General features: G+C 68.8%; 20 protein-coding genes and 3 pseudogenes. 9 read left to right on the top strand and 14 right to left on the bottom strand.

The window, feature by feature from the left end:
• Positions 1-201 precede the first annotated feature (201 nt).
• From EJP69_RS28815 to EJP69_RS28805, 3 genes are read left to right on the top strand one after another with little or no spacing between them, the layout of a single operon-like run.
• On the top strand, positions 202-858 hold the full coding sequence (locus EJP69_RS28815; RefSeq protein ID WP_093308053.1) for a glutathione S-transferase family protein: 657 nt from the start codon (positions 202-204) through the stop codon (positions 856-858).
• Positions 858-1,199: an ArsR/SmtB family transcription factor gene (locus EJP69_RS28810; protein ID WP_126473817.1), complete on the top strand. Its 342-nt coding sequence runs from the start codon at positions 858-860 to the stop codon at positions 1,197-1,199. The genes EJP69_RS28815 and EJP69_RS28810 overlap by 1 nt, the downstream gene beginning before the upstream one ends.
• 26 nt (positions 1,200-1,225) lie before the next feature.
• Positions 1,226-1,675: an SRPBCC family protein gene (locus EJP69_RS28805; RefSeq protein ID WP_206169396.1), complete on the top strand. Its 450-nt coding sequence runs from the start codon at positions 1,226-1,228 to the stop codon at positions 1,673-1,675.
• 1,943 nt (positions 1,676-3,618) lie between these two features.
• Here EJP69_RS28805 and EJP69_RS28800 read toward each other — a convergent pair.
• Positions 3,619-3,896, bottom strand: a pseudogene (locus EJP69_RS28800) (class I SAM-dependent methyltransferase); the annotation flags it as partial.
• Positions 3,897-4,070: 174 nt separating this feature from the next.
• A complete protein-coding gene (locus EJP69_RS28795; protein WP_126473813.1) occupies positions 4,071-4,274 on the bottom strand; it encodes a hypothetical protein in 204 nt (67 codons plus the stop codon).
• Positions 4,275-4,609: 335 nt separating this feature from the next.
• On the opposite strand from EJP69_RS28795, the gene EJP69_RS28790 reads away from it, so the two are divergent.
• Positions 4,610-6,202, top strand: coding sequence for a HEAT repeat domain-containing protein (locus EJP69_RS28790; RefSeq protein WP_170217256.1), 1,593 nt, complete (start codon positions 4,610-4,612; stop codon positions 6,200-6,202).
• Here EJP69_RS28790 and EJP69_RS30145 read toward each other — a convergent pair.
• Positions 6,163-6,586: pseudogene (locus EJP69_RS30145) on the bottom strand (hypothetical protein); the annotation flags it as partial. The gene EJP69_RS28790 and the pseudogene EJP69_RS30145 sit on opposite strands and share 40 nt — an antisense overlap.
• A 66-nt stretch (positions 6,587-6,652) precedes the next feature.
• Between EJP69_RS30145 and EJP69_RS28780 the strand changes: the two are divergent.
• The 3 genes and pseudogenes from EJP69_RS28780 to EJP69_RS30135 form a co-directional block, all read left to right on the top strand.
• Positions 6,653-7,354: a DUF6088 family protein gene (locus tag EJP69_RS28780; protein ID WP_126473809.1), complete on the top strand. Its 702-nt coding sequence runs from the start codon at positions 6,653-6,655 to the stop codon at positions 7,352-7,354.
• The gene (locus EJP69_RS30140) at positions 7,351-7,530 is read left to right on the top strand and encodes a hypothetical protein (protein ID WP_420824238.1); all 180 of its coding nucleotides are present in this window, start codon (positions 7,351-7,353) and stop codon (positions 7,528-7,530) included. The genes EJP69_RS28780 and EJP69_RS30140 overlap by 4 nt, the downstream gene beginning before the upstream one ends.
• Positions 7,484-7,672: pseudogene (locus EJP69_RS30135) on the top strand (nucleotidyl transferase AbiEii/AbiGii toxin family protein); the annotation flags it as partial. The gene EJP69_RS30140 and the pseudogene EJP69_RS30135, both read left to right, overlap by 47 nt.
• A 32-nt stretch (positions 7,673-7,704) precedes the next feature.
• Here EJP69_RS30135 and EJP69_RS29600 read toward each other — a convergent pair.
• Genes EJP69_RS29600 through EJP69_RS28730 form a run of 10 tightly spaced genes read right to left on the bottom strand, consistent with a single transcriptional unit; the run spans position 7,705 to position 23,353 of the window.
• A complete protein-coding gene (locus tag EJP69_RS29600; protein WP_170217251.1) occupies positions 7,705-7,914 on the bottom strand; it encodes a hypothetical protein in 210 nt (69 codons plus the stop codon).
• A gap of 5 nt (positions 7,915-7,919) precedes the next feature.
• Complete coding sequence (locus tag EJP69_RS28770) at positions 7,920-8,669, bottom strand: class I SAM-dependent methyltransferase (protein ID WP_126473807.1); 750 nt, start codon at positions 8,667-8,669, stop codon at positions 7,920-7,922.
• Complete coding sequence (locus EJP69_RS28765) at positions 8,662-9,930, bottom strand: cytochrome P450 (RefSeq protein ID WP_170217255.1); 1,269 nt, start codon at positions 9,928-9,930, stop codon at positions 8,662-8,664. Before EJP69_RS28765 ends, EJP69_RS28770 begins: the two co-directional genes overlap by 8 nt.
• A gap of 5 nt (positions 9,931-9,935) precedes the next feature.
• Positions 9,936-18,494 carry an RHS repeat domain-containing protein gene (locus EJP69_RS28760; RefSeq protein ID WP_126473803.1) on the bottom strand — a complete coding sequence of 2,853 codons (8,559 nt, stop codon included), beginning with the start codon at positions 18,492-18,494 and terminating at the stop codon, positions 9,936-9,938.
• 14 nt (positions 18,495-18,508) lie between these two features.
• The gene (locus EJP69_RS28755) at positions 18,509-19,381 is read right to left on the bottom strand and encodes a phytanoyl-CoA dioxygenase family protein (protein WP_126473801.1); all 873 of its coding nucleotides are present in this window, start codon (positions 19,379-19,381) and stop codon (positions 18,509-18,511) included.
• Complete coding sequence (locus tag EJP69_RS28750) at positions 19,378-19,701, bottom strand: hypothetical protein (RefSeq protein WP_126473799.1); 324 nt, start codon at positions 19,699-19,701, stop codon at positions 19,378-19,380. Before EJP69_RS28750 ends, EJP69_RS28755 begins: the two co-directional genes overlap by 4 nt.
• On the bottom strand, positions 19,694-21,673 hold the full coding sequence (locus tag EJP69_RS28745; RefSeq protein ID WP_126473797.1) for a prenyltransferase/squalene oxidase repeat-containing protein: 1,980 nt from the start codon (positions 21,671-21,673) through the stop codon (positions 19,694-19,696). Before EJP69_RS28745 ends, EJP69_RS28750 begins: the two co-directional genes overlap by 8 nt.
• A 20-nt stretch (positions 21,674-21,693) precedes the next feature.
• Positions 21,694-22,389 (bottom strand): hypothetical protein, encoded by a 696-nt coding sequence (locus EJP69_RS29595; RefSeq protein ID WP_170217254.1) that lies wholly within the window; start codon positions 22,387-22,389, stop codon positions 21,694-21,696.
• 37 nt (positions 22,390-22,426) lie between these two features.
• Positions 22,427-22,627 (bottom strand): hypothetical protein, encoded by a 201-nt coding sequence (locus EJP69_RS28735; protein WP_126473795.1) that lies wholly within the window; start codon positions 22,625-22,627, stop codon positions 22,427-22,429.
• A 15-nt stretch (positions 22,628-22,642) separates the two neighbouring features.
• Positions 22,643-23,353: a hypothetical protein gene (locus EJP69_RS28730; RefSeq protein ID WP_126473792.1), complete on the bottom strand. Its 711-nt coding sequence runs from the start codon at positions 23,351-23,353 to the stop codon at positions 22,643-22,645.
• 1,216 nt (positions 23,354-24,569) lie between these two features.
• Between EJP69_RS28730 and EJP69_RS28725 the strand changes: the two genes are divergently transcribed.
• Entirely contained in the window at positions 24,570-25,706 is a 1,137-nt protein-coding gene (locus tag EJP69_RS28725; protein WP_126473790.1) for a PDDEXK nuclease domain-containing protein, read from the top strand.
• A gap of 91 nt (positions 25,707-25,797) precedes the next feature.
• On the opposite strand, the gene EJP69_RS28720 is transcribed toward EJP69_RS28725, so the two are convergent.
• The gene (locus EJP69_RS28720) at positions 25,798-26,319 is read right to left on the bottom strand and encodes a helix-turn-helix domain-containing protein (RefSeq protein WP_240652327.1); all 522 of its coding nucleotides are present in this window, start codon (positions 26,317-26,319) and stop codon (positions 25,798-25,800) included.
• Between EJP69_RS28720 and EJP69_RS29590 the strand changes: the two genes are divergently transcribed.
• The gene (locus EJP69_RS29590; protein ID WP_170217250.1) at positions 26,318-26,512 is read left to right on the top strand and encodes a hypothetical protein; all 195 of its coding nucleotides are present in this window, start codon (positions 26,318-26,320) and stop codon (positions 26,510-26,512) included. The genes EJP69_RS28720 and EJP69_RS29590 overlap by 2 nt on opposite strands.
• The last annotated feature ends 29 nt before the right edge of the window (positions 26,513-26,541 follow it).

Here is a 26,541-nt window from a genome sequence, read left to right as displayed (position 1 = left end):
GTCCCACATCCCGAGTGCAACTTCATCCACATCCGGTGGAGAGCCGGCACCGCCCTCTCAGCCGTGGAGACGCAGCCACGTCCGCGACCAGGCACACCAGGCCACGGAACATGCTGGCCCGTTCTGTGCCACCCGCAAACCGCTTGACGCTTCGCCGGCCAGCCCAGATACTTAAGCATCTTCTTAAGTTTTAGGCCAGCGATGTCCTTTGCCCTCTACTACCACCCGCTGTCTTCTTTCTGCTGGAAAGCGCTGATCGCGCTCTATGAAGCCGACATCGCGTTCGAGGCGCGGCTGGTGAATCTCGGCGATCCAGCCGACCGTGCCGCCTTCCAGGCGATCTGGCCGCTGGCCAAGTTCCCCGTGCTGCGCGACAACACGCGAGGCAAGACGATCCCGGAGTCGAGCGTCATCATCGACTACCTGGCGCGCACCGAGCCCCGCGCCGCGTCCCTGGTGCCGGGCGATCCCGAGTTGGCGATGCAGACCCGCCTGCTCGATCGACTCATCGACAGCTACATCCACGCGCCATTCCAACAGGTCGTTGCCGAACGGTTGCGCCCCGATGGTCAGCACGATCCTTTCGGCGTCGAACAGGCGCGTCGCCAGATCCGAGCGGGCTATGACCTCGTCGCCCCCATGATCAGCGGCAGCGGGCCCTGGGCCATGGGCGAGTCCTTCACCATGGCCGACTGCGCGGCGCTGCCGGCGCTGTTCTACGCCGACTACGCCGTCGGCCTGACCGAATGGCCCGAACTCGCGGCCTACCTCGGTCGCCTGAAGGCGCGACCCAGCGTGGCCCGCGTGCTGGCCGAGGCCGAACCCTACTTCCAGTACTTCCCCCTGAGGAACGGCTGATGCCACACGCGACCGCCAATCTCGACCTGACGTTCCAGGCGCTCGCGGATCCGACGCGGCGCGACATCGTGGAGCGCTTGTCGCGCGGCCAGGCCACTGTCAGCGAGATCGCCGAACCCTACGCGATGTCGCTGCCGGCCGTCGTCCAGCACCTGGCGCTGCTGGAGGCCAGCGGCCTGGTGCGCTCCGAGAAGGTCGGACGGGTACGCACCTGCCGCATAGATACCGCCACGCTCAGCCTTGCCGAGATGTGGTTCAACCGGCGTCGGGCGGAGTGGGACCAGCGTCTCGACCGCCTCGGCGAACACCTCAAGCACTTCCCAGACGGAGAATCAAATTGACAAATCAGACCGAACAAAACCGCAGCGTGTCCCACGGAGTCTTCACCATCGAACGCACCTATGCGGACGTGAGGCCGCAGCGGGTGTTCGACGCATTCGCGAGCATCGAGGGCAAGAACGGCTGGTTCACTGCGCCCAATGACAACTGGGACATCGTCGAGCGGACCATGGATTTCAAGGTCGGCGGCCGCGAGCGACTGAAGGGCAAATGGAAAACCGGCATGGTGACCGAGTTCGACGCGACCTACTTCGACATCATTCCTGGAGAGCGGATCGTCTACACCTACGAGATGCACCTGGACGGACGCAAGATCTCGGTCTCGCTCGCCACCCTCGAGTTCAAGGCGTCGGGCGCGGGAACCCAACTGATCATGACGGAACAGGGCGCGTTCCTCGATGGCTTCGATGACAACGGCAGCCGGGAGCGAGGCAGCCGCGAGATCATCGACAAGCTCAGTGCCTATCTGCAGCGCTGACGAAAGCCAAAGACCGGGGCCACCTTGACGCTCGGTCAGAGCTTGACGTTTGCGCTGCACTTCGCAGTCGACGTGCCTTGCGACACGGCGACTGCGTGTTGCACGAACCTGACGCCGGTGAGATCCTGGGGCGCTCGCTGCAGGAGCGACTCGCACGACGACGCTGCGCCGACATGCCGAGGCGGTCCGCAACGGCCTGCCGACCCTCCCGCCCCTTCCTCTGTCCGGCTGGTGCGAAACTCTCAACACCGTTGAGAGAAAGAAGACAAAGAAACTCACGTGCACGCACCGGGCAGCCGTGCGAGACAAAGCACGGCCCGGATGCTTCTGAGCGGCGATCCGTGCGCTCGGAGACACCATGGAGGCGCCGCATTTGCCCGGTGCCTGTTACCACTGTCTTCACCCCATTCAAAGCCCAGCTCTTCGGCGGGGCCTCCAACACCTCCGGCCGTCCAGGTGAACGGGGCCGGGCGTGAGCAAAGCCGTCGGAGCAGCACGCCGCGCGGCGGCGACAACAACGACCGCGAAGGCCTCGCGTCTTGGAGAGGGATGAGCCTGCGGCGCCGCGCTTCAAGAGCGAGCGAATCGGACGCCCGCCGGCATCCGACGTCCCTCGTCTCTCCCACTGTCCCAGCTCAGGCCTGTCGAACCCCATATCCGGGAGGCCGCAGGCCTCAAGAGGGTGCCGAAGCGGGCCGCATCCCGTAGAAGTTGATACTGGCCAAAGGCTTCCTCGCGGTGTCTTCGAAGACCATCCACAGGGACATCGAGCGCTTGCAGACACCCGCCGCAGTGGCCTGGGTGACGTGGATATGGGCCGAGCCGGCCCTGTACTCGAGCATCCTGCAAGGCGTCTGGCCGGCCTGGGCGACATCGGTGGCCACGAAGTCGAAAACGAGGTCGTTCTTCAAAGTGCCGGCATCGCGATGCCGGAAGTTGCCGGAGAACGCGCACATGCCGAGGCCGTAAGCCATCATCGGCGAGATCACGCCGGTGAACGAGCCATCAGGCGCCACGACGAGTTCGCCCGCAGTGACCGCGTTCAGATCGCCCCAGCGTTTGGCAAGCACCGTCGAGTCCACGGCGAGCGAATTGCCAGGCGAATAGGTCCAGGGGCCGAAAGTCCTCGAGGCAGAGGCTCCGATGGTGTAGCTGCCGCTCAAGGTGCTGTTGGCGCTGAAGTTCCCGTTGCCCGACAACGGTTTCGGATTGCCCATCTCCGGATAGAGCATTCCGGAGCCGAGGTTGAACTGCCAACTCGAACTGGCGGCGCTGAAAACGAGGTCGCCGTAAAACGACGCATCGAGTCTGGGGAACTGCGCCCCGCTCAAGGTCATGAACTCGTAGGTCGAGCCTTGCGCTCTCGCAGCACTGTCGATCTGCATGGTTCCGCCACTGAAGCCCCCGGCGAGCGGTGGCGCCTCCCAGACACCTTCGATCCCGTTGCCCACATCCGCGATCGAACCGGCCTGCGGTGCCGTCAGGCACTCGCCTGGATCGGATACGGGAAGCGTCTCGGATTTGAAGGAAGGTGCGGTATCCAAGGCCTGTGCCGGCTTGTCGCTGGACGACGCGGCCGGTGACAGAGCGAATCCACCACCACCGCTGCTCCCGCCGCCCCCGCAGCCTTGCAGCATGGCGAGAACGAGTGCGGAGGCCGACGCCGCGACGATGCGGCTTTTCGTTCGCGACCACTCCTCGTGGCCGATATTCGAGACGGTCATCGCGACCAGCGCATGCAAAACGTTTGTCTTCACGACATGCCCTCCTGAGGCCAGAGATCCGGGTGTTCGAAGTCTCGCGGTGGGAGGAGCAAAGAAGCCAGTGCAGAAAGTCATCGGCATTTTGTTTGCGGCCACACGCCGTGCGGCAGCCAACCGGGAAAGCAGGACACGCCCTGTTGATCTCCATGGAATCCTGGCCTGCAATTGAATGCCGCGATGGATGCCATGGTTCATCACCACGCCGTCGTCGACCCGCAGCTGCTGCACGCGCTTGAAGTACTCGGGCAGGTTCTTGCGGCCCACGTGCTCGAACATGCCGACGCTGGTGATGCGGTCGCATCGGCCGCTCACGTCGCGATAGTCCTGCAGATCTCGATGCGGTCTTCCAGGCCCGCGACCTTCACGAGCTCGGTCGCGAGGTCGAACTGGATCTGCGACAGCGTCACGCCCACGCAGCGCGCGTCGAACTTCTGCGCCGCGCGGATGACCCGCGCACCAGCGATATCGATGACATCGCCCACCTTGGCCTGCGAGTCGATCCTGTTCTCGATGCGGGCCGCTCAAATGTCGAGCGCGGGTTCGAGCAGCAAGGTCAGCGAAACACTTCATTCTGTCCCGCTGACCCCGCCCCGACGTCATGAGCGAAAGTGCTCGGAGACCATCCCGGGACGTCACCCGCTGAGCATCCGCGTCGCGCCCTTGACCAGGGCGTCGTGCAACTCCTGCGTCACGCGCGAGGCGGTCAACACCACCAGCGGCACCATGATCCGCTCCCGCAGCGGCCTGGGCTGTACGCCCGCATAGCGATGCAGCGCAAAGGGCGCAGGCAGGCAGGTGCAGCCGCGGCCGGCGCCGATCTGCGCGAAAACGTGCAACGGATCGGGTGCCGGCGCCTCGGCCTACCGACTGTTCTGCGAAGACGCCTTCAGCGTGTAACTCGCGTCAGTCCTGGGTGCGGCGGACCACAGGGCTAGGGAGGAGCGGCGCGCCAGAGGTAGCCGTGGCGCGGTCCGCGCATTGCGCCGGCCCCTGGCAGTCCCATCACCGATGATCGCTCCTCAGACCGTCTGCAAGCGACCCCGCAAGCTCCTGGTTCGGCCAGCGCTCGACGATTGCGACAACCTCCTGGAGATCGAGCGAGCCAGCTTCGCATCTGCGATGCGCGAAAGGCAGCTTGGTGGGCGACGGTCGTCACAAAATGAGGGATGAAATGCTGGATCAAGTACGTATAGAGGCCGCAGAAAAAGAGGCTGAGCAAGCGACTGATATCACCGGGCAACTTGCCCCCTGGTTGAGGCTATTGGCCGACGAGGATGAAGAAATGCGCAGTGCCGCTTTATCTGCCCTCGCAGGTTCTCGATTGAGAGGGGATGAAATGACAAAGGTGTTCGTCGAGGCAGCCTGCGCTCCCCTTCCTGCCGCAAGATGGCAAGCGATGTGGTGGTTTGGCGATGAAGAAGATAGGGGCGTCGGCACGGCGGCATTCGACGCGTTAACAGCGGGCCTGCGGGACGCCGATGCCCGTGTGCGTGCTGCCGCCGCCCAAGGTCTGCGTTTCAGCGACCCCGCCGCGATCGACCCGCTGCTGGTCGCACTGTGTGATACGGATGCCGATGTGCGCAGTAACGTCGTGATTGCTCTCAAAGACTTCGACCTGCCCGACCCGTCTGTATTAGAGGCGTTGATCTCTGTTTTCCACAACGATCTCGACTTGGAGGTCCGTGAGGAAGCTCTGCATGCATTGGCTTACCTCAACGGAAGCCAAGCATTGGATGTGCTTCGATTGGCCACTCGCGCCGAGGACTTGAGGCTCCGTTTGGCCGCCGCGCTAGCGCTTAGCAACTCGCGCTCGCTGCCTGAAGAGCATCGGCTTGAACTCGTTGCGTTGATGCTGACAGATAGCAATGAGGAAGTGCGTGAGCGTGCCGTTCGCTCGCTAGCCCCGCTGTTCGACAAGCAGCCTGGGGCTGCTTCGCTTCCGCTTTGGCATGCTGCGCTATGCGACCCATCTGAAGAGGTGCGAGTGGCGGCGATTGAGGCGCTGCCGCTTGCAGGCCAGGGCCTTGCGGAGCGCCTATCGCCGCTCGTGTTCGAGTTGCTTGAGGATCCCGTTGCCGAGATACGCAATGCCGCGATCAAGGCGCTTAAATTCGACGCGAGCGCGCCGGTTCCGCCAGTATTTCTCCGTCTATTGCAGTCGTCTGAGGGGACTGACCTCCAGGCCCGCAGGCTGGCGGTACAAGCACTCGCATACCGTGGTCGCGCCGATGACACGGTCCCACTGCTATTGCCGCTCCTGAACGAGAGCACGCTGACAAGGGAGGTTACTGACGCGCTCATTGATCTGCCGGATCGCCGTGCGCTCGCCCCGTTGCTGACACAACTTGATCACGAGGATGACGATTGCTGCGCCAACGCCGCGCTGGCACTGGCTGCGATTGGCGATAGTGAAGCCATTGAACCGTTGATCCGCACCTTGAACAAGCGTGAGCCCTACGTGCGCCGGCGCATCGTGTGGGGGTTGAGTTTCTTCACTTCGAAGCATGTGATGCCGGTATTGACCGAGAGCTTGTCGGACCCTGCACCAAGCGTAGCCCGTACCGCGGCCAGGGCGCTGCTGGAAACGCTCACGCCCGCCCAGATTCGCGCGTTGCTATGTCGCTTACCTCTGCTGCGGCGGCTACCGGCGCCAGCGCGCGAGCTGCTGCGCCGCGAGCTCGGGCAGGAATTGGAGGAAGGTGATAGCTCCCCGGGTCCGAATTGTCAGCGTCTGGTGCGTTTGGGGACCATTGAGTATGAATAAGCGCGGCTAACAAAACGGGGCGAGATTGCGAGAGCAGATGACACAGCAAGCCAGAGGAAGCACGGCGATATGAACGTCGATGCAGCACTCGAAGCGAGTGCACAGCTTGCCGGAGGCACCAGCCAGGAATGCGTGCGTTCGACTATCGCTGCCCTGCGCAAACGGCGAAGCCAAGGTTCTGCTTCATGTTGGCAATGGTCTGTTCGGAGATGACCGTGCCTGAGCAATGCCACGCAGGTCTCCCTTGATCAGCGTCACCTGGGCCCTGCTCACCGCAACGTCCGTGCCAGTTCCCATGGCCACGCCCACGTCGGCCTTGGCGAGCACAGGTGCGTCGTGGATGCCGTCGCCGGCCATGGCGACGACGCGCCCCTCGCGCCGTACTTCCCGCCCGTTTTGCATGCCCAATATGTCCGAAAAATGTATATATTTTTCGGACAGGAGTTGGTCATGTCCGACATTGCGGCCCGTATCTCATCGCTGATCGACGCTTCCGGCCCCGGCCATGTCTGGGTTCCGGCCGACTTCGCGCAGCTTGGCTCCCGGGATGTCATCGACAAGACCTTGCAGCGCATGACCCAGCGCGACCAACTCCGCCGTATTGACCGGGGGCTCTACGACAAGCCCGTCACAAACAGGCTTACCAAGCGCACGACGACCCCGGACTATCGGGCCATCATTGACGCGATTGCCCGCCGCGACAACCTGCGCATCCTGGTTGACGGCATGACGGCCGCGAACGATCTGGGCCTGACCGATGCCGTCCCTGCTCACGTCACCATCTATACCGACACCCGGCGCCGCTCCATCCGGCTTGACAAGCTGCTGATCGAGTTCAAGCTGTGCGCGCCAAGCCGGTTGTATTGGGCGGGCCGTCCGGCCATGCGCCTAGTGCAAGCCTTGCACTGGCTGAAGGACACGCTGCCTTCGGACAGCGACCATATCTGGAAAAAAATCGGCAGGCTTCTGACGGACAAGAAGCAAGGCGATGCCATTCGCGATGACCTGACGCAAGGATTCAGCGTGCTTCCGATCTGGATGCAGGACTATTTGCGCCCCCTCCTTGATCTCATGCCGGACGCGGCAAGCGCCAGCAAGCCAACGCCTGTCCAGAAGAAATCGCACAGCGACATACCGGCAGGCGTGAAATGAACGAGGCCTATCAGACCGTCATCACTGCCAGCGACGAAGAACGCCGCGATCTGTTTCTTGGCACGGCGGCTCGCCTTGGCACTGCCGTCCAAAACGTCGAGAAAGACTTCTGGGTCTGCTGGACGCTCGATGCGCTTTTCAATGGACTGGAGCCGGGGTCCGCGCCTTCTCTTTAAAGGCGGGACATCGCTCTCGAAAGCCTTCAGCCTGATTTCACGGTTCTCGGAGGACATCGACATCACGGTGTTCCGTGAAGACCTTCATCAGGCCGTAGACGTGGCGGAGCTTGAGGCCATGAGCGGCAAGAAGCGCCGCGCGCGGCTCGATGAGATCCGTGATGCTTGCCGAACCTACATCGACGGCCCCTTCTTCTCGCAGTTGCAGGCTTCGACGGCCACGTGCCATGGGGTCCCGTCGGCCGGGTCGACGGTGCAGGTGCTGGGGTGGATGTGCACGGCCTTGCGCGCTGCAGTGGAGATGGGGAGGTTCCTGTGCTCGCGGGACGCCTGCTCGCCGCCATGGAGGTCGTGGCGACCGGCCTCGTGCGCGGTGACGCGCATGCCGCTCAGGCCTTCCTCAGGGCCACCAGGACGTACGCATCGACCTCCTCGCGCAACGCCTGCGCAACGCCCGTGGCGGGATAGCGCCTCGTCAGGTGCTCGCAGAACGGCTCGAGCGTCGCGGCCGTGAGGTCGTCCATCGCTTCGACGACGAAGCCGGCGGCATGGCAGTCGCGCAGGTAGCCCGCCGCGTCCTGCCGGGCGTTTTCCGGGGGGACCCACCACGGCGGTTCCACCACGGGATTGAAGAGCATGTCGCTCATCAGCAGCATGCCGCCCGGCTGCAGCACACGGGCGGCCTCCACCAGGAAATCGAAGCGCGACCGGAAATGGAACGCCGCTTCGACCGAGACGACGCATCGCACGCTCGCATCCGCGAAGCCCAGCCGCGTGGCGTCCATCGCACAGAAGGTCGGACCGTCATGCCGCTGCCGCGCATGCGCGAGCTGCGCGGGCGACAGGTTCACCCCGATCACGCGCGACAGCGCCAACAGGGCCGCGAGCTGCGCGGTGGAAGCGCCCAGGCCGCAGCCGACGTCCAGCACGAGGTCGCCCGGGCGGCACAGGGCGCGCGCGCCCGCCGGAACGGCCGGCGCGGCCACGCGCCGCACCAGCGCGGCGCAGGCCTGCGCGAGGCTGCCGGTCGCGGCGTCCCAGTGGCCGACGTTGTAGTAGTCGCCGCCACCGTAGAACGCGCGCATCTGCGCGTCGAGGATCATGCGGTCGTAGCGCTCGACGAATGCGGCGTCACCCATGGCGCCCCTCCTCCTGGCTCAGCAGCATGAGCGGCAGGGCGGCCAGTCCCCGCTGCACAAGGGCCCCCCGGACCCGGCGCAGGGCCGGCATGTTCGCGGGGAGCGCGAAGCCGCGCGCCACGATCTTCGAGAACGCCGTGGCCCCGATGCGCAGCGCCAGGCGCGCACCGATGCAGCGCCACGCACCGCTGCCGAAGGACAGGGAGTCCATGGGGTTGGCCCGCGCGAAGTCCAGGCCGTCGGGATCCTCGAAGACGGTCTCGTCGCGGTTGGCCGACCCCGTGCACACGAGGACCTCGTCGCCGCGCGCGATCTCGCGCCCGTGCAGCGCGAGCGGCTCGCTCGCCACGAGCACGATGTATTGCAGCGGACTGTCGTGGCGCAGCAGCTCCAGCATCGCCCGGTCGGCCAGCGCCGGCTCCTGGCGCAGCCGGGCCTGCGCCTGCGGATGCATCGCCAGCGCCAGCAATCCGTTGCCGATGAAGTTGAGCATGTTGTGGTGCCCGGCGTAGACCAGCACGAGCAAGGCGTTGAGCAGCCGGTCGCGTCGATCCGCCGCAGGGCCCTGCGCGTCGACGGCCGCGTGCAGGCCCGAGATCAGCGCGTCGGGCCTGTCCTGCGCCTGATCGATGAGCGCATCCATGCAGGCCTGCAACCGGGCGACCGGCCCCGAAGCGGGCGCCGCGATGCCCGCGCCGCGCAGGCCCTCGAACAGCGAGCCGTCCAGGCCGCCCATCGCCTGCGCAAGTGCCAGCGTCTGCGCATCCGAAAGACCCAGCATGTCGCCCACCGCCTGCATGGTGAGCGGGTGCGCATAGGCGGCCAGCACGTCGCGGCTGCGGCCTTCTCCGAGTCCATCGAGTCCATCGAGTCCGCCGCCTCCGCCGTGTCCACCAAGCCCATCGAGCAGCCGGTCGGCCAGCGGCGCGAGGCGCTGCGGCATGCGCTCCAGCACCTGGGTGTTGAACACGGCACTCATCTGGCGGCGCAGCGCACCGGGCGGGTCGGACGGCGCGAACAGGCGCAGGGCCTGCGCCAGCGCCCGCTCGTGCGGCGAGCGCAAGGCATCGAGCTCGGGCGCGTGGCCCCAGTGCGCGCAGCGCGGATCGCGCAACAGGGCCAGCACATCGGCATGGCGCGAGACGATCCAGCGCCCGGGCGCCACCGGGTGCACGGGCGACTGTTCGCGCAGGCGCCGGTAGACCGGGTAGGGATCGGCCAGCGCCTGCGGCGAGAACGGATCGAGCAAGGTCGCGTCCATCGCCATCAATAGCCGAAGAGGTAGTTCCAGCCGGTGCGCAACTGGCTCGGGTAGTAGGTCCGGAAGGTGATGCCCTGCAGCGACTGCGAGACCCGAAGAAAGTTCTCGCCTGCAGGTACGATCCGAAACCCTCGCCTGGGAAAGTCGTTACCGGCGGTCCAGGTCGATCCGGTCGCGGCACGCACCGGCTGCCCCAGGTCACGCGCCGCCGTCCGGGCCACGCCGGATGTGCCCGCGTAGCAAACCCCCGACAGGTCCAGGCCACCGCCGGCGAAGTTCGCCCCACCCAGGTCGGCGATCACATGCGAAATGTCCTGGTTGGGCAATCCCTGCCCGACCGGGCCCACAGGTCCGTTGGTGAAATCCAGCCTGGTGTTGCGCGCGCCCCCATGCGCGTTCAGCCCCACCACGTCGCGCCGGCCAATGCCCGCCACGCCAGGGCCGATGTTGCCTTCGCTCACGACAGTGGCGCCATGCAGGGTTGCATTCAGCCGCCCGGTAGGCCGATTGGTGATGACCCTGCTCGGCCGGGCGAGCCGGGAGGCGGTGCGGTAGTTGACCGCGCCCGTGATGCCTCCCAGCACCGCGCCGGACGCAGCGCCGATCGCCGCGCCCATCCACGCGGCCTGGCCCACGCCCTCGTTCAGCGGTCGGCCTTCGATGAGGTTCACGCCCACCTGGTTCATGGTCCCGGCCACGACCCCGTCCGCAGCACCCGCCACGGCCCCCACCACGATGCCGCTGCCGATGGAGGTGGAGGTCGACACCCCGATGGCGCCGAGCGCGGCGGTGGCCATCAGGCCCCCGCCGAACGCCGCGGCGCCCCCCGCCGCTCCCGCGACCAGACCGGCGGCCGCATAGAGGAAGAACTTGCCGACGTCGAAGTTGCCCTCGTGCGTGACGGCGTAGGTCACCGCGCCGACGACCGCACCGATGATCGCGCTGACGATCACGGCGATGAGGAAGGCCGTCAGCGCCTCCTCGCCGTCCGGGTCCACGAGGCCGATGGGGTTGTTCAGCACGTAGACGTAGGGCGACGATCCCTGGCGCCGCGGGTCGACGGCGACGAAGCGGCCCAGCTCCGGGTCGTAGAAGCGCGCCTGGTAGTTGTACAGGCCCGTCTCGGCGTCGAACTCCTGGCCCGTGTAGCGGTAGAACAGGATGTCCGGCCGGCTGGAGCCGGCGCGCGTGACCGTCACGCCGAAGGCGGTGTAGTCGTACTGCGCCACCACCGCGCCGGTGGCGTCGACCACGCAGCGCACGGAGCCGAGGTGGTCGCGCACCACCGCGTAGCGCTGCCCACCGAGCTGCATCCCGATCAGCCCCGAAGGGCCGTAGAGGTACTGCGCCTTGGTGTCCTCGGCACCCGCCGTGCGGCTGAGCTCCAGCAGCGGGTTGCCGCTGCTGTCGCGCAGGTACTGCTTGGCGCTGATCTCGGCGCCCGCGGCATCGGTGAGCCGCTTCACGCTGCGCGCCTGGCTGGCGTCGTAGCCGAAGATCACCTTGTGCCCGTTGTCCAGCGTGATGGTGTCGGTCATGCCGGTCGACGGGCTGTACGCGATGTCGCTCAGGCCCAGACGCTGCGCCGCGATGGCCGCGCCCTGCGCGTTGTAGCGGAAGGCGTCGAGCGTGGTGCCTACAGCGTCCACGGTGTCGACGCGGTCGGTGTACGGCTGGTAGGCGTAGGTCCGGGACACGCCGAGTGTTTCCAGCGTGGCGAAGTTCCCGTTGGCGTCGTAGCTCAGGGCCGCGTCGGTGCTGTCCTGGCCGTTCTCGCTGCGCTGCGCCATGAGAAGGCGCGACTGCGTGTCGTAGGCGTACGCGAAGCGCTGTGCGTCGCCGGCATCCGAGACGGTTTCCACGCTCGCGATCTTGCCGTCGAAGTAGCCCGCGTCCTGGTAGCCGCCCTCGGTGTAGCTCAGCCCTTCTTCCCAGATGGTGGTGCCCGCACTCGTGGTCGTGGTGGTGCCCTGCAGCCATCCCGGCGGGCCGTAGCGAGACTGGCTCAGCAGGTCCAGGGCCGCGGCCAGCCGGACCACCGAGCGCTCGACCTGGCCCGCCGCGTTGTACGAGAAGGTGGCGAAGGCGTCCGGCTGCTGCGGCGTGCCGACCTCGAAGACCTGGCCCAGGCGCGTGTAGGCATAGCTGATCTGCGCGATCTCGCTGTCCTGCGGGTAGGTCAGGCCCACCACGCGGCCCAGCGCATCGTAGGCATAGCGCGTCGTGCGCGCGGTGGCGTCGAAGGCCGTGGCGGTCTGCGTCTCCTCGCGCACCAGGCCCCCCGTGTCGTAGGCATAGCGCTGATCGACCTGCGTGAGCCCGTCAGGCGCCTGCTCGGTGCTGCGCACGATGCGGCCGAACTGCGTCGGGTCGCTGCCGTCGCCGTCGTAGGCGTAGCTGCGGTTCACGACCGCGCCCTGCGCGGCGCCCGGCCAGGCCGGGTCGTCCAGCGCGATGCGCTGCAGCGCCTCGCGGTTCCACTCGGTGCGCACGACGCCGGCCTCGATGTCGCGGCCGATGGCGTCGTACTTCACGTAGCGGATGGTCGCCAGGCCGTCCTTGTCGTCGGGACCGGCCGCGAAGCGCAGCTGGCTGCCGGGGCCGAACACCGAGCGCGTGAGGCCCGCATCGGGTTCGCTCGACTCGATGCCCTCGCCCAGGAAGTTGTAGGTGGTGGTGCTCGCCCAGCGCCCGGCATCCGGGTCGCCCGCGCGCTGCGCATCGACGCCCGCGGGCGGCAGCGTCTTCACGAGGCGGCCGCTGCCGTCGTAGAAGTACTGGGTGACGGCGAGGCCGCCGTCGTCCGTCAGGCTCAGGCTGGCCAGCGCCTGGTCGGTCTGGCTCGTGAGCGTGAAGCCCGGGTTGCCGTTGGGGTCCGTGATCTTCTTGACGAAGTACTGGTTCGACGGCCAGGTGTCGCCGCCGAACTGCCCTTGCACGTTGGTGCCGTAGCTGAACTGCTGGATGTGCGGGTTGAGGTCGACGCCTGCGCCGGTGCCGCCTGTGCCGTAGGCGATCGCCAGCGCCTTGCCCGGCGCGCCCTGGCGCGAGGCGAGCGACTGCGCGGTGCGGAAGTACTCGGTGCGCACGTACGGGAAGCCTTCGTCGTCGGGGTAGGCCGACGCGGCGCGCCCCGTCATGACGCCGCTGGTCGGATCGAAGCTCAGCACGTAGTCCGCGTCGTAGGCCAGGCCCCGGCCCGGCGCGTTCGCGGGCTTCACGCCGATCGCGGCGCGCCCGATCGGGTCGTACAGCGAGCCCGAGACGATGCTGCCCTCCCCCGTGAACGACTGCTGCTGGCGTTCCTTGCCCGAGCCGTCGAGGAACACCGCCGAGAGCGCCGGCGCGCGCAGCATCGCCAGCGCCGAGACGCCGACACCCGTGCCCGTGAGCACGAGGCTGGCCGCGCCGCGCACGAGCGCGCCGCCGGTCTGCGCGAACAGCAGGCGCCCCCCGGCGTAGAAGTGCACCGAGTTCGTGCCGCTGGCCGGATCCACCGGCACGAACAGCGCCCAGTCGTTGGCGAAGCGGGCCGCGCCGAGATCGTGGGTCGTGCCCGCCAGCGTCAGGCGCCAGCCGGTGGCCGGCTCCCAGCGCACGCTCAGGTCGGCGCCGATGTCCACCCCCGTCGCGCCCGCCGGCGGGATCGGCGCGCCATCCGTGTCCTGCGGCAGGCGGACGGTGACGATCACGCCGTAGTCCGCGAGGTCGCTCGAGGGGCGGAATGCGATGCTGTCGGTGCCGCTGCCGGCATGGGTCAGCACGCCGTCGATCACCTGCCAGGCCGCGGTGTTCGCGATGTCCCACTGCGATGTCCAGTCGCTGCCCTGCATGAAGTCGGCAAGAACACCGCCGCCGGCCGACGCCACCTGCGTCACGGCATTGGGATCGGTGGGCGCGAACACGAAGTCGGCGCGCGGATCGTTCTCGCGCACCAGGTAGGCCATGCCGCCGCCGTGCACCTGGCCGCTCGCGCCCGCCTGCGCCGCCACGCGCTGGCGGCTGTCGAAGACGCTGCGCGCGGTGTTGCCGTTGAGCGCCAGCGTGGCCGTCTCGGCGCCGTAGAGCTCGTCGTACACGCTCACGCCGACGCTGCCCACCAGCGGCGCGAACATCACGTCGTCCAGCAGCAGCACGCCCTGTGCGCCCGACTTGGCGTTGCACAGCTGCAGCGACACCGCGTTCGCCGACGCACCACCGCCTCCACTGCTTCCACCGCCGGCCGGCCACACCACCGGCCAGTGGCGGTAGGCCCAGGCGCCGTCCGAGCCCGCGATCTCCAGGCTCAGCGTCGCCTGGCCGCCGGCCACGACCTGCCATTGCGCCTTGCCGGCCACGCCGTCGAATCCGGCCGGCGTCTTGACCCAGCAGGCGAGGATGTAGGTCTTGCCGCCCTCCAGCGACAGCCCGGTCGACAGCACCTGCGAGGCGTCGCCCGCCAGGCGCAGCGCGCGGCTGCCGGTGTGCGCGTCGCCGGGCACCACGAGGTCGCCGGGCAGCGGCTGGCCGCCGAGGCGCCAGCGCGCGAGGTCCTCGTAGCTTTCGAAGCCGCTGTACAGCGTTTCCGCCGTCGTCGCGTTGGCGAACTCGGCGACGCGCGCGGTGCCGCAGCGGTTGAGCAGCGTGGCCGTGGGCCGGCCGAAGGCATCGCGCGCCTCGATCGTGGTGCCGCCGCTGTCGCGCACGGTGACCTCGCCGCTCAGGCGCCACAGGTCGTCCGAAGGCAGCGCGGCGTTGTCCCATGCGTCGAAGCGCACGGGAATCGGCAGCGTGGGGTCGTAGACCGATGCGCTTGCGGCCACGAAACTGCGCCTGGGCGCCCAGCGCTCGCCCGCGCCCTCGGGGTCGTCGAACCACGGCGCCAGCGTGTTGAGCGAGACGGTCTGCGGCAGGCCGGGTTCGGCCATGCCGTCCTCGCGCCAGAAGCGGATCGAGACAGCCACCGGCGCCCAGATGTGCGCGGCCTTGAGCTGCGCGTACGCGCTCACCTGCCACGCGTAGTAGACCGCGCGCGACAGGATCTCGTGCTTGCCCTGGCTGTTGTAGTTGTCGACGAAGTCGCTGCCCAGCAGGCCGGTCTGCCACGAGTAGTCGGAGCCCACCTGCCGCGTGACCGCCACCGAGGCGACCAGGTTGCCGTCGCGCACCGCCACGGGCAGGTAGCGCGGGGAGGCCGGATCGGGATGCAGGCGCCAGTGGCCCCCGTCGCGCGCCGGCACCAGCAGGGCCTCGGCAGGCAGCGCCACGTCGCGTTCGCCGAGCGCCCGGACCAGCGCGGGCGGAACGGCCACGGGCTGCGGCGCGCGGCCGCGGGTGGATGCGGACGAGGATGCGGACGAGGACGAGGACGCGGAGACGGATGCGAGCGCGAGGCCGGCCTGCGGCACCTCGATCGCTTGCTCGTACTGGCTGATCTCGGTGCGCGGGCGCTTCACGTAGCCGCCGATGATCGGCAGGCGCGTCGAGGCGTCGTCGATCGAGGCGATCTCGGTGCGCACGTCGTAGACGTTGTAGGTGCGCTCCACCGGCATGCCCTCGGCGTCGTAGTCCGTCTGGTCGAACAGCATGCCGTTGAGGAAGCTGTAGTACGTGGTCGCCGACGGATCGAGCATCGCGTCGTCCGGCACCAGGCCGCTCGTGCGCGGCGAACGGTTGTTGTGGAAGCGGTACTCGGAGCGCCCGAACAGGGTGTCGACCGGGGGCGGGTAGGCCACGCCCGCGGTGCCTGCGTCCGCGCCATAGACGACGGTGGCGGCCGCGAATTCGGTGACGGTGCCCTCGGGCGAGACGGTGACGTTGTCGCAGTCGTAGTAGAAGCGCGAGCATTTGCTTGCCGCCGCCCACACGCCGCCCCAGTCGTCGGGGTAGCCGTCGTCGATGCGCAGGGCCTCCACCGGGTAGCCGCCGACCTGGCCCTCGATGCCGTGCTGCACGAACTGGTAGAGCTTGAGCGCGCTGGGGTTGTCGAAGCTGCCCTGGTAGGTCATCAGGGCGCTCGGCCCCGCGAGCGTGGTGCCCTGGCCGCCGTCGGGCACATGGATGCGCTCGTTCGCCAGCACCACCTCCGCGGCCGCGTCGACCGTGCCGTTGCTCAGCGGCAGCACGTGCGTGTTGCCGCTCTGGTCCTCGTAGGCGATGAAGTACGGCGCGCGGTTGACCAGGCTCTGCGCGACCATGTTCGAGTCCAGCACGTACACGGGCTGCAGGACGTTCGCCGGATCGCGGTAGTAGACCTGCCGGTCGACCGACACGTAGTCGCCGTTCGCGGTGGGCGTGATGCCCAGCTGCGAGATCGGGATCTGGACAGCCGCCTCCCAGCTCGGCTGGTAGGGGTTGAACAGCGCGATGGCCGCCTCCTCCTTGCCCGAGACCACCGCGACGTCGCTGCCGTAGACGAAACGCGGCGGGTCGCCTGTACCGCCGGGCACCGGCAGCGCCCCCGGCTGCCAGGTCTGCCCGTCGTAGCGAAACAGGTTCGCCACGTTGCCCAGCACGCTGCCGCTGACCACAGACTGCGCGTAGGGCAGCTCGGTGTCCGCGTCGATCGTGAGGCGCTCGTCGAGCACGGTGCGCGCGTAGAAGCTGTCGTCCCACTGCAGCACCTTGACCGTGTAGCGGATCGTGCGGTCGTCCCCGCCGTTGACGTAGGTCATCGAGGCGAAGCACGAGCCCAGGCTCCAGAAGTTCGTGGGCGTGCTGTCGAACTGCCAGTCGACATCGCTGAGGGTGCTCTGGTCGATCTGCGCGGCGGCGAAGCCCGAGCCCTGGCGCACGCGATACCACAGCTGCAGAGAGACGCGGCGCGACGCGGCATCGGCCGACGCCAGGGCCACGTAGTCCGCGCTCGCGCAAAGCGCGTAGCTCGCGTTCGAGGGCACGGCGAAGGCCCCCGATTCGTCGATCCAGCGGCCGGTGCGCTCGTCCCACACCTTGGCCATGAGGTTCGGGCCCGAGCTCAGCGCCACGGCGAAGTCCGTGCCGGTGGCGAGCTGGGCCTGCTCGCCGTTTTGCAGCGGCAGGCTCGTGAAGTCCTGCTCGGCGATCCACTGGCCGTAGCGCCCCTTCTGCTTGTGGAACAGCAGCACGAGGAAGTCGGCGCTGGTGCCCGCGGTGCGGCACGCCAGCGCGAAGAACTCGGGCTGCACCGACACCTGCAGCGTCGCCAGGTCGATGTCCTGCGACAGGTTGTAGGTGCTGGGGGCCTCTACCCACTGCCCGTTCCACGAGAAGATGCGCACGTCCAGGCCGCTGTTCGCGCCCTCGTAGTTCACGAGCACCGCGTAGTCCGCGCCGAACCACACGCGCGGCGCGCCGCGCGAGGCCACGGGCAGCGCGCGGTCGGTGCCGGCCAGCAGCGTGTGGCGGTAGGTGTAGCTGATGCGTCCGCCCTGCGGGTAGAGGATGCTGCGCAGGGCGCCGCGGTTGAAGTCGGCGCTCAGCTGCTGCGACGGGTCGTTGTAGTAGTCGAAGCGCACGTCGGGCATCGCCAGCCCCTGAGGCGTGGTATAGGTCACGGCCGTGAGGTAGCGCTTGACGTAGTCGGGGTCGTCCTGGTGGTCCAGCGACATGTTGACCAGCGCGTACTCGAAGCCCACGCGCTGGATCAGCGCCCCGGGCGCGGAAGGCGCGTCGTCGGCGTTGCGCACCTCCACCGAGGCGAGGAAGTGCGTCTCGTAGCGGTCCTGGTAGGCGTGCAGTGAGGGCGTGTTCGGGTCGAGGTGCGGCACCTGGTACTCGCGCGCCGTGTCGTCGTTGCGCTTGGGCGCGTAGTTGAAGACGAGGGTGCGCACCATCGGCACCACCACGCGCTTCAGGCGCGAGGACACGGTGTAGGCCAGCCCCGCGTTGTCGCCGATGACGGCGAGGGTGTTCTCGTACTCCATGCGCACGCCGTCGCCCCAGGGCGGCACGATGGCCGCGAGGTTCCAGCCCACCGCGTAGCGGCTCTGGCCGGAGCTCACCACCGTGGCATCGCTCCAGTTGCCCTCGGCGCCGACCCACTTGACGCCGTACTGCACGGGGCCGTCGTCGCCGCCTGCGCTCGCACCGGCCGCGCCGCCGTACAGGCGGCGCGTGCCGTCTTCCTGCACCAGCTCCCACTGCTCCTTCTGCGGGTAGTAGCGGATGCGCCAGAACAGGTAGTTCTCGGCCTCGTACTCCCAGTAGGTGGACGTGACCGCGGTGCGGAAGAGCCGGTTGGAGCTGCCGCCGGCCACCAGGTAGCACACCCCGTCGATGGGCTTGGCCGCGAGCGCCGCGTCGCGCGCGATGAACTCGTAGCCCAGCGACCATCCCATCCCCACGGGGCCGGTGGGCGCCGTCAGGTTCCAGGTGTCGACCTGCTCGCCGGTGTTGCTGTTGTAGATCAGCGCCAGGCTCGCGTCGATGCCGCTGCGGCTGGCGAGCGACACCACGCTCAGCGGCACGCTCACGTCGCCGCGAAACAGGTTCACGCTCTGGGCGATGCCGCCCAGGCCGCTGGGGTCGATCTGGAAGACGCGCTCCGCGGGCGTCTGGGCCTGGGCGCCGAGGCCCTGGGTGTCGGTGGTGTTGGAGCCGGACATGGAAGGTTCCTCGATCAAGGGACTGCGCAGGCGGGCCCGGGCCGGGGGGCCAGGGTCCGCGGGTGGATGAAGTCGACGCGCTCGGGCGCCACGCCCAGGCGCGTGCCGCGCGCGGGGCGGCTGCCCAGCGGGTGGCCGAGATGGAAGTCGTCCTCCACGGCGAAGCCCTCGAGCAGGGCCACGCCGTCGACGACGCTGCGGTGGTAGTAGCGCAGGCCCTCCTCGGCGGGAACGGCCACGGCCGTCGCGACGGCGCGCACCGCCTGCGAGCGGTTGCCCGGCGAGGCATGCAGCAGCCGCTGGTCCATCACCACGGCCTCGCCGCGGCGCATGGGCAGCTCGCGCAGCAGGCCCGCCTGCGCGTAGGCCTGCAGGCTGTCGGCCGCCGGCGTCGAGCCGGGCGCGCGCGCGCCGGTGTTCACGCGGTGGCTGCCCGGCACGAGCACCAGGCAGCCGTTGAGGCCCGAGACGTCGACCAGCGGCGCCCACACGCTCACGGCGGGCCGCCCCTCGGGACGCGAGAAGCTGATGTCCTGGTGCAGCGGCATCTCGCCGCCGTCGGTGCACGGCGCCTTGACGGCAAAGCCGCAGAACACCGACCGGTAGCCGGCCAGCACGCGCGCCAGCGCGGGCGCCAGCACCGCCTGCACGGCGTGGTGGACCGCGCCGCGCGCGGCGGCATCGGGGATCAGCAGGCTGGCCGCGAAGGGGCCTTCGTGCAGGACGGCATGCTGGGCGAAGGCCGCCTGCAGGCGGTCCAGCTCGGCAGGCGACAGCAGCCCGACCACCGCGTAGCCGTCGCGCGCGAAGTCCGCCTCGGCGCGGGCATCGCTCAGGGTCACGGTCGCCGCCGCGCGCGGCGGCGACCCGGCGGGTGCGCCCGTCATGGCCCGGTCGGCCTGTGGCCGTCGCGCGCCCCGCCCAGCGCGCGCAGGCGCTGCCACGCACGCGAGGCCACCACGCGCGGCAGGGCCAGGAAGACCGCCGGCCCCGCGGCCACGCGCTCGCCGTGGACCAGCACGGGCATGCCCTCGAGCGCCGGGTGCTGCGCGTAGAAGTCCCGCGCCTGCGCGGCGTCCAGCGGCACGCGGCGCACGGCCCCGAGCGACAGGACCACCGCCAGCCGGGACAGGACGACACAGGGCGGGCACTGGCGCTTGAAGAACAGCAAGGCGGCGCGCCGGCCGTGCAGCAGCGGGCTATCCACGCAGGACCTCCGTGAGCACGAACAGCGCACTGGCGGTGGTGATGGTGCCGGCCTGGTCCCGGTACAGCTCGCCCGCGGGCTGCTGCCAGGGCGCCGTGCAGGCGGGGTCGGTCACGCGCAGGTTGAAGCCGCCGGTCCAACCGCCGTCCACGCGCTGGGCGCCCAGCAGGTCGCGCAGCAGCCGGTCGGCCTCGGCCGAGCCGGGTTTGCGGAAATGCGCGATGCCCGCGGCATAGGCGAGCTCGAAGGCCCCCGGGGACGGATGGACGGCACCCGAACCCTTGCCCGCGCCCACGCCGGTGCCCGCACCCGTGCCCACATGCGCCGGCGCCGCGCCGCACGTGCCCTGCCCCAGGCGGCGCAGCAGCAGCAGGTGGTGCCAGGTGCTGTAGTGGTGCGTGCGCCACCAGTAGGCCGGCCAGTTGCCGTCGGCCAGGGCGGTGCGCGCGACGCAGGCCTGCAGCGTGCTCGACAGCGCCCGGCGGGCCTCGTCGTCGAGCGCCAGGCCGGCGGCGGCCGTCACGCAGGGATGCGCCTGCCCCCAGGCCTGCGGGCCATCGTCGTAGGTGGCGAAGCCGCCCTCCTCCCGCCAATGCCGCAGGAGGCTGCGCCGGTCCGCCGGGGCCACCTCGCGGCCGAGGGCGCGCAGCAGGCGGATCGCGAAGCCGGTGGAGTCCGCGTCGATGCCCGTCGTCTCGTTGTAGCCCCAGCCCGCGGCATAGGGCCGGTCCCGCGTGAGCCGGTCGGCGGTCCGCCCGGCGGCCGCGAAGGCCCAGGGCAGGTCCGCGACCCACGCGGCCTCGGCCAGCGCGAGGCCGGCGAAGGCGCTCACCCACTGGGTCGAGGCGCCCACGGGCAGCCGGTAGTCGGCGAAGCCGCCGTCGGCGGCCTGCAGGTCGCACAGGTAGGCGCAGGCCGAGGCGATGCACGCGCGCAGCGCGCGGCGGTCGAGCGCGGCCGGCAGGCCCGGGCCCGACGGCTTGAGGTAGATGTTCAGGCGATGCTGGCCGCGCCGGTCGACGCCGGCGCCCAGGAAGGCCACCTCGCAGTGCTGCGTGTCCAGGGCCGCCTGCACGGGTGGCACCGGCAGGCCCAGCCCGTGCGACACGCGCGCCACCAGGTCCAGCCAGGACGCGGCCGGCTGCGGCATGCAGTGCCCGCACAGGTCGATCTTGGTGTCCTCGAGGGCCCCCGAGGCGAAGTCGAAGCCCGCACTCATCACCAGCCCCGACAGCGGGAACTCGCGCAGCCCGACGGCCGTGGCCAGGAAGGCCGCCAGCCCGGGATCGTCCAGCAGCGGCAGCCCGAGGGCCGCGAGGCCCACGGGTGTGCGCAGGCGCCAGTACAGCTTGGCCCGCGCACGCTGGCGGGAGAGGCCCTCGATGCCGATGCTCGAGAGCTGCACATGCGGGCGCAGGCGCTCCAGCGTGCCGAGGGCTTCCGCGGCATCGGGCAGGACCACGTGCAGCCAGTCGCGCGTGCGCGCCCAGACCGCGTCGCCCAGCGGCCGCACGTCCACGTACACCGCGCAGCCGGGCTGGCCCAGGCCCGTGCCGATCCACAGCAGGCTGCTTGGGTAGGCGTGCAGCGCCGACTCCTCGAGCAACAGCGCATCCAGCAGTGCCTCGCACGCGGGTGCGAGATCGCCGGCGCCGCCGCGCTCGAGCGCCAGGGCCAGCGCCTCGCGGCTCGCGACCAGCCGCGCCGGTGCGTCGGCCAGGTGCCATGCCGGATCGACCAGCATGCGCAGCCCCGTGCCCTCGCGCGATTGCGACAGGCACAGCTGGGCCGGGCTGCCGTCGTTGTTGAGCTCGGAAAACCCGCCCCGGCGGCCGTCGCCGCCTGAGGGCGGCGACAGCAGCGCCCAGCCGGTGGCGGCCACCTCGCGGGCGTCGAGGCCGGCCAGGCGTGCGCCCTCCTGCCACAGGCGCTCGACGCCTGTGCGCAGCGCGGACTGCTGCACGTTCGTCATGCGGATCGGCGCCCGGGCGCTCAGACCTTGGTGATCGAGAAGGTCGAGGTCGCCCCCGACTTGCTGCCGCGGTTGCCCGCGCGCCCCGGGCTGCCGCTCTTGCCGGCGCTGCCCCCCGGGCTGCCCGCCGCCCCCGGACCGCCGGCGCCGCCGGCGCCGCCGCCCTCGCCCGGCTGCGACTGCGCGGTGCGCCCGACCATGGCGGCGGAGGCGCCGCTGTCGAGCGAGTACCGGACGGTGACCGTGGTGCCGTCGCCGCCGTTGCCGCCATAGCCGCCGTTCGCGCCGTTGCCGCCCGTGCCGCCGTTGCCGCCGCCGCTGCCGGTGCACTTGTAGGCGCCGTCCTTGTCCGACTTGCCGCCCTGGCCGCCCGAGCCGCCATCGCCGCCGCCGCCGCCGTCGCCGCCCGAGCCGCCATTGCCGCCCGCGCTGAAGACGACGATGTTGTGGCTGGCGTCGCCCAGCAGCTTGGTGACGGTGATCGTTGCCGGGAAGGCCTGCTTGCCGTCGGCGCCATCGGTGCCGTTGCTGCCGTTGCCGCCGGTGTCGCCATTGCCGCCGGCCGTGCTGTCACGGCAGCCGCTGGCCCAGTTGCAGTCGCAGTTGCGGCCGTTCGAGCCGTCGCTGCCTTTGGGGCCGGCCGTGCCGGCCGTGCCCTTGGTGCCCGAGTAGCCGAGCACCACGATATCGCCCAGGGGGACGTCGTCGATCAACATGTGTGTACTCCTTGCGTGCTTGCGTGGGATGTGGGGCTCAGCTCGTCTTCTCGAGCGAAGCGAAGGTCACGGTCGACTTCACCTGCACGATGACCTCGCCGCCCGCGATCTGCACGGCGCCGAAGTTCGCCGGGTCCTCGTTCACGACCAGCGGGTTGTCCGGCGTCACGATGCGCACATCGCCTTCGGCGAAATCGGTCATGCCGGCGGGCTGGGATTGGGGGGTCTTGGTTGCCATGGCGGGTCCTTCCGTTCAGTTGAGCGAGGGGGCGCCGCAGAACTTGCGCACGCTGCCGAAATGGGCGTGGCAGGGCGTGTGCAGCACGAGCTGGCCGGGTGCGTGCAGGTCGAACTTGCTGCACAGCAGGACCGCGGGGGCGCCGACCACGCTCAGGCGCGCGCCGGGCATGACGCTGAGTTCGTCCATCGCGTAGATGGCGGCCTCGAAGGTGCCGTGGTACAGCCCGATGACGTCGCGGTAGTCGCGCACCAGAGCCGAATCGCCGAACAGGTAGACGCGGCCCGCGCGCTCGATGTCGGCGGCCTCCTCGGCGGTGAAGTCGCGGCGCGAGGACACGGAGCGCCCGGACCACGCCCGCGTGGGCAGCGGCCAGTACTGGTGGGTCTCGGCATGTGCGCGGCAGCTCTCGTCGGGCGCGCCGATCCAGCGCTTGAAGAGGTCGACATCGGTGGTCGTGAGCATGAGCGGGGCCACCGCCGACGCGTCGGCGGGGTCGCTGCTGAGCACGCGCTGCTGGCCGCGCTCGACGCTCAGCGACACCGGCGCGATGTCGCGCGCCGCGTCGCAGCGCGCGAGCGCTTCCTGGATGGCGGCCGCGCTCTCCTCGCTTTGCAGCGCCAGGGCGAAGTGGCCGGGCAGGGACGCGGCCGCGGAGGGCCGGGCGGCGCCCGACGGGCGCCGGGCATGCCCGCGCGGCGGGTGTCCTGTAAGTCCTGTGAACATGGTTCTCTCCTTGGGAAAGCTGGAAACCATCTCGAGCGGGCTGTGATTCATCACCCTCAAAAGCTGGCCATGGAATGCGCCGGTTATTTGCTGTAACTGCATGCAACCGGCTCGCGCAGCCTATCAATTTATTTCGCCAGCGCCAATGGATTTGGCGAATTAATTTTTCGACTAGGCACAAGGAATTAATTTCCCTTTCAGGCCAAAAAATGAAGATATTCAGAATCCATCAATTCAGGAAAAATCAATTTCACGGCATTACAACCAATACCGGCCATCAAAGCAGAATCTTTGGATTAATCCCTTCGCAGCACAAGGCACCGTGACCGCGCTACAGCGGGCGGCGGAGGGCGGTTTTCACCAGCATGGTGCGGCTGCACGTCGATCGTGATTTTTGGGGCTTTTAATTTGAAAACGGAAGAACCAGTTCGCCGAAGTCAATCCCGAAGACTGGTTAATTCGAATTGCCGAGGCCAGCACTTCAATTGCAACGATCAGCGATCCGAAATCGACCCGAAGCGGCAAGAAACGGCCTCAGAACCTACAAGGCCTCGGCAATTGGTATTGCATTTCAAATGCAATACCTCATGAAAACCGCAGGGTCAAAAAGGTATATCCGAGCGAAAAGAACTGGTGGGCACGACGACGCGGTGCCGAGGCGGTCGGCAAGGGCCTGTCTGCCCTGCCAGTCCGGCGAGCGCGAAACTCTCAACGCCGTTGAGAGAAAGAACCAGAAACCCCCGGACCCGCGCCGGGCTGCCACGCGGCCCGATGCCGCACGGCCGGGGCCGGATGCCGCGCAGCGACGACCGTGGGGCGAGGAAGCACCATCGAGGCACTACATTTGCCCGGTGCCTGCCTCCACCGCCCCCACCCTGTTCGATGACCTGCGCTTCACCGAGGACCTGAAACCCCGCGTCGACGGTAGGCAGCCGCCAGCCGCGCACGCCGTCAACCGCAGCCCGATGGTTCGGTCCCGGCACATCGGACCGCCCATCCGCGCGCCACAGGCACGTCGCGGCCGGGGCACTGCGATGATCACCCGGCTGATGTCCCGTCCCCAGGCACCCTGCCCCCGATCTCGCGAAGCTGGCGCCGCGAGCCCCTGGCGCATGCGCCAGGTTCGCGGGAGCTGCACCGCGCAGGACCTTCTCGCTCGGCCTGCGCGGAAAACGACCAGCACACGCCCCGCCCTCCAGATGGACGGGGTCCAGGCATGAGCAAGGCCGTCGGACCGGCACGCCGCGCAGCAGCGGCGGCAACGACCGCGGAGGCCGCCTTCGGCGAAGTGCTCGCGCTGATCCAGGGCGCACGCCAGCGCGTGGCCCGGGCCGCCAACGCCGAGGTGATCGAGCTCTACTGGCGCATCGGCGAGTACCTGCACCGGCGCATCGAGGCCGACGGCTGGGCCATGGGCACCGTGGAGCAGCTCGCCGCCTACATCGCGCGGCGCGAGCCGGGCCGGCGCGGCTTCTCGGCCCAGAACCTCTGGCGCATGCGGCAGTTCTTCCTGGCCTATCCGCCGGACTCGAAACTCTCAACATTGTTGAGAGAAGTCCCATGGTCCTCGCACCTGCACATCCTCAGCCGCGCCAAGCGCGAGGAGGAGCGCGAGTTCTACCTGCGCATGACAGCGCAGCAGGGCTGGCAGGTGCGCGAGGTGGCGCGGCAGATCGACAGCGGCCTGTTCGAGCGCGCCCTGCTCCAGCCGCCCAAGATCTCGACGGCGTTGAGAGAGATGCAGCCGCAGGCCGCACAGCACTTCAAGGACGCCTACCTGCTGGACTTCCTGGCCCTGCCCGAGCCGCACTCCGAAGCCGAGCTGCACCGCAGCCTGCTGATGAACCTGGGGCGTTTCCTCACCGAGCTGGGACGCGACTTCTGCTACATCGGCAGCGAGTACCCGGTGCAGGTGGGCGGCCAAGACTTCGCGCTCGACCTGCTGTTTTTTCACCGCGGCCTGAACTGCCTCGTGGCCATCGAGCTCAAGGTCACGGCCTTCGAGCCCGAGCACCTGGGCAAGCTGAATTTCTACCTCGAAGCGCTCGACCGCCAGGTGAAGAAGCCGCACGAGAACCCGGCCATCGGCCTGCTGCTGTGCGCGAGCAAGGACGCCGAGGTGGTCGAGTACGCGCTGAGCCGCTCGCTCTCGCCCGCGCTGGTGGCTCAGTACCAGATGCAGCTGCCGGACAAGCGCATGCTCGCCGAGAAGCTGCACGAGTTCTACGCCTTGAGCGCGCCGGAAGCGGCACCCGACCCCACGGCAGCAACGCCAACAACCGCGACAGCGAAGACGAAGAAGAGAACGGCGACACCGCAAGCGCCGAAGCGCAGGAAGCGCGGCGCTCCCTGACCGGACACGACGAGCCTCGATCCCAAGGCCGCTCAGAGCGGTGAAGCAGCCAAGCGTCCTCCTGCAGGACGGGACAGCCCGGCGCCCGCCCCTACTCCCTCAGCGTGGAAACCACCGAGAGGTACGACACCGGCCCCGAATGGATGGCCTCGATGCCATGCAACGCCGTGGCGTCGAACAGCAGCGTGTCCCCTGCCCCCACCTCGACCACCTTCGCGCCGTAGCGATAGGTGACCGACCCTGACAGAAAGTACAGGAACTTGAGCCCCGGATGCTGGAAAGTCGCGTACGGCCCGGCCTCCGGCTGCAGCGTCACCAAGTACGGCTCCACGAACAGGTTGCCGGACAGCGAATGCCCCAGCAACTCGTAGCGGTAACCCGCCACGGCGCCGATGCGGTCGACCACGAGTCCCTGCCCTGCCCGCACGTGGCAGAAGTCCGTGCGCCGGGCCTGGTCGCCGAAGAAACGCGACACCGGCACGTGCAGCCCCTGCGCGAGCCGCTCCAGCGTCTCCACCGAAGGCGAGACCAACCCACGCTCGATGCGTGAGAGCATCGACGCTGAAATCCCAGACGCCGCAGCCAGTTGGCCAGCAGATGCTCCCTCCGCCATGCGCAGCGCCCTCACCTGTGCGCCGATGCGCGACACCGACGAACTGCGCACAGGCTGCAACGATTTTTTGGGACGCACGCGCGAGATTGATGCCGGCAACCTGGGCGATCGGGCGGTGGGAAACGGAGATGGAAGCCGAGAAGTTCGCATGAACGCAAGCTCTTCGCAGATGCACACAGCTCGCGAATTGTGACTCAAACACGGCTGACTTAAAAGCATCTT

The organism is Variovorax gossypii, assembly GCF_003965815.1.
Taxonomy (GTDB): domain Bacteria; phylum Pseudomonadota; class Gammaproteobacteria; order Burkholderiales; family Burkholderiaceae_C; genus Variovorax; species Variovorax gossypii.
This window is presented reverse-complemented; position numbering and strand designations above follow the sequence as displayed.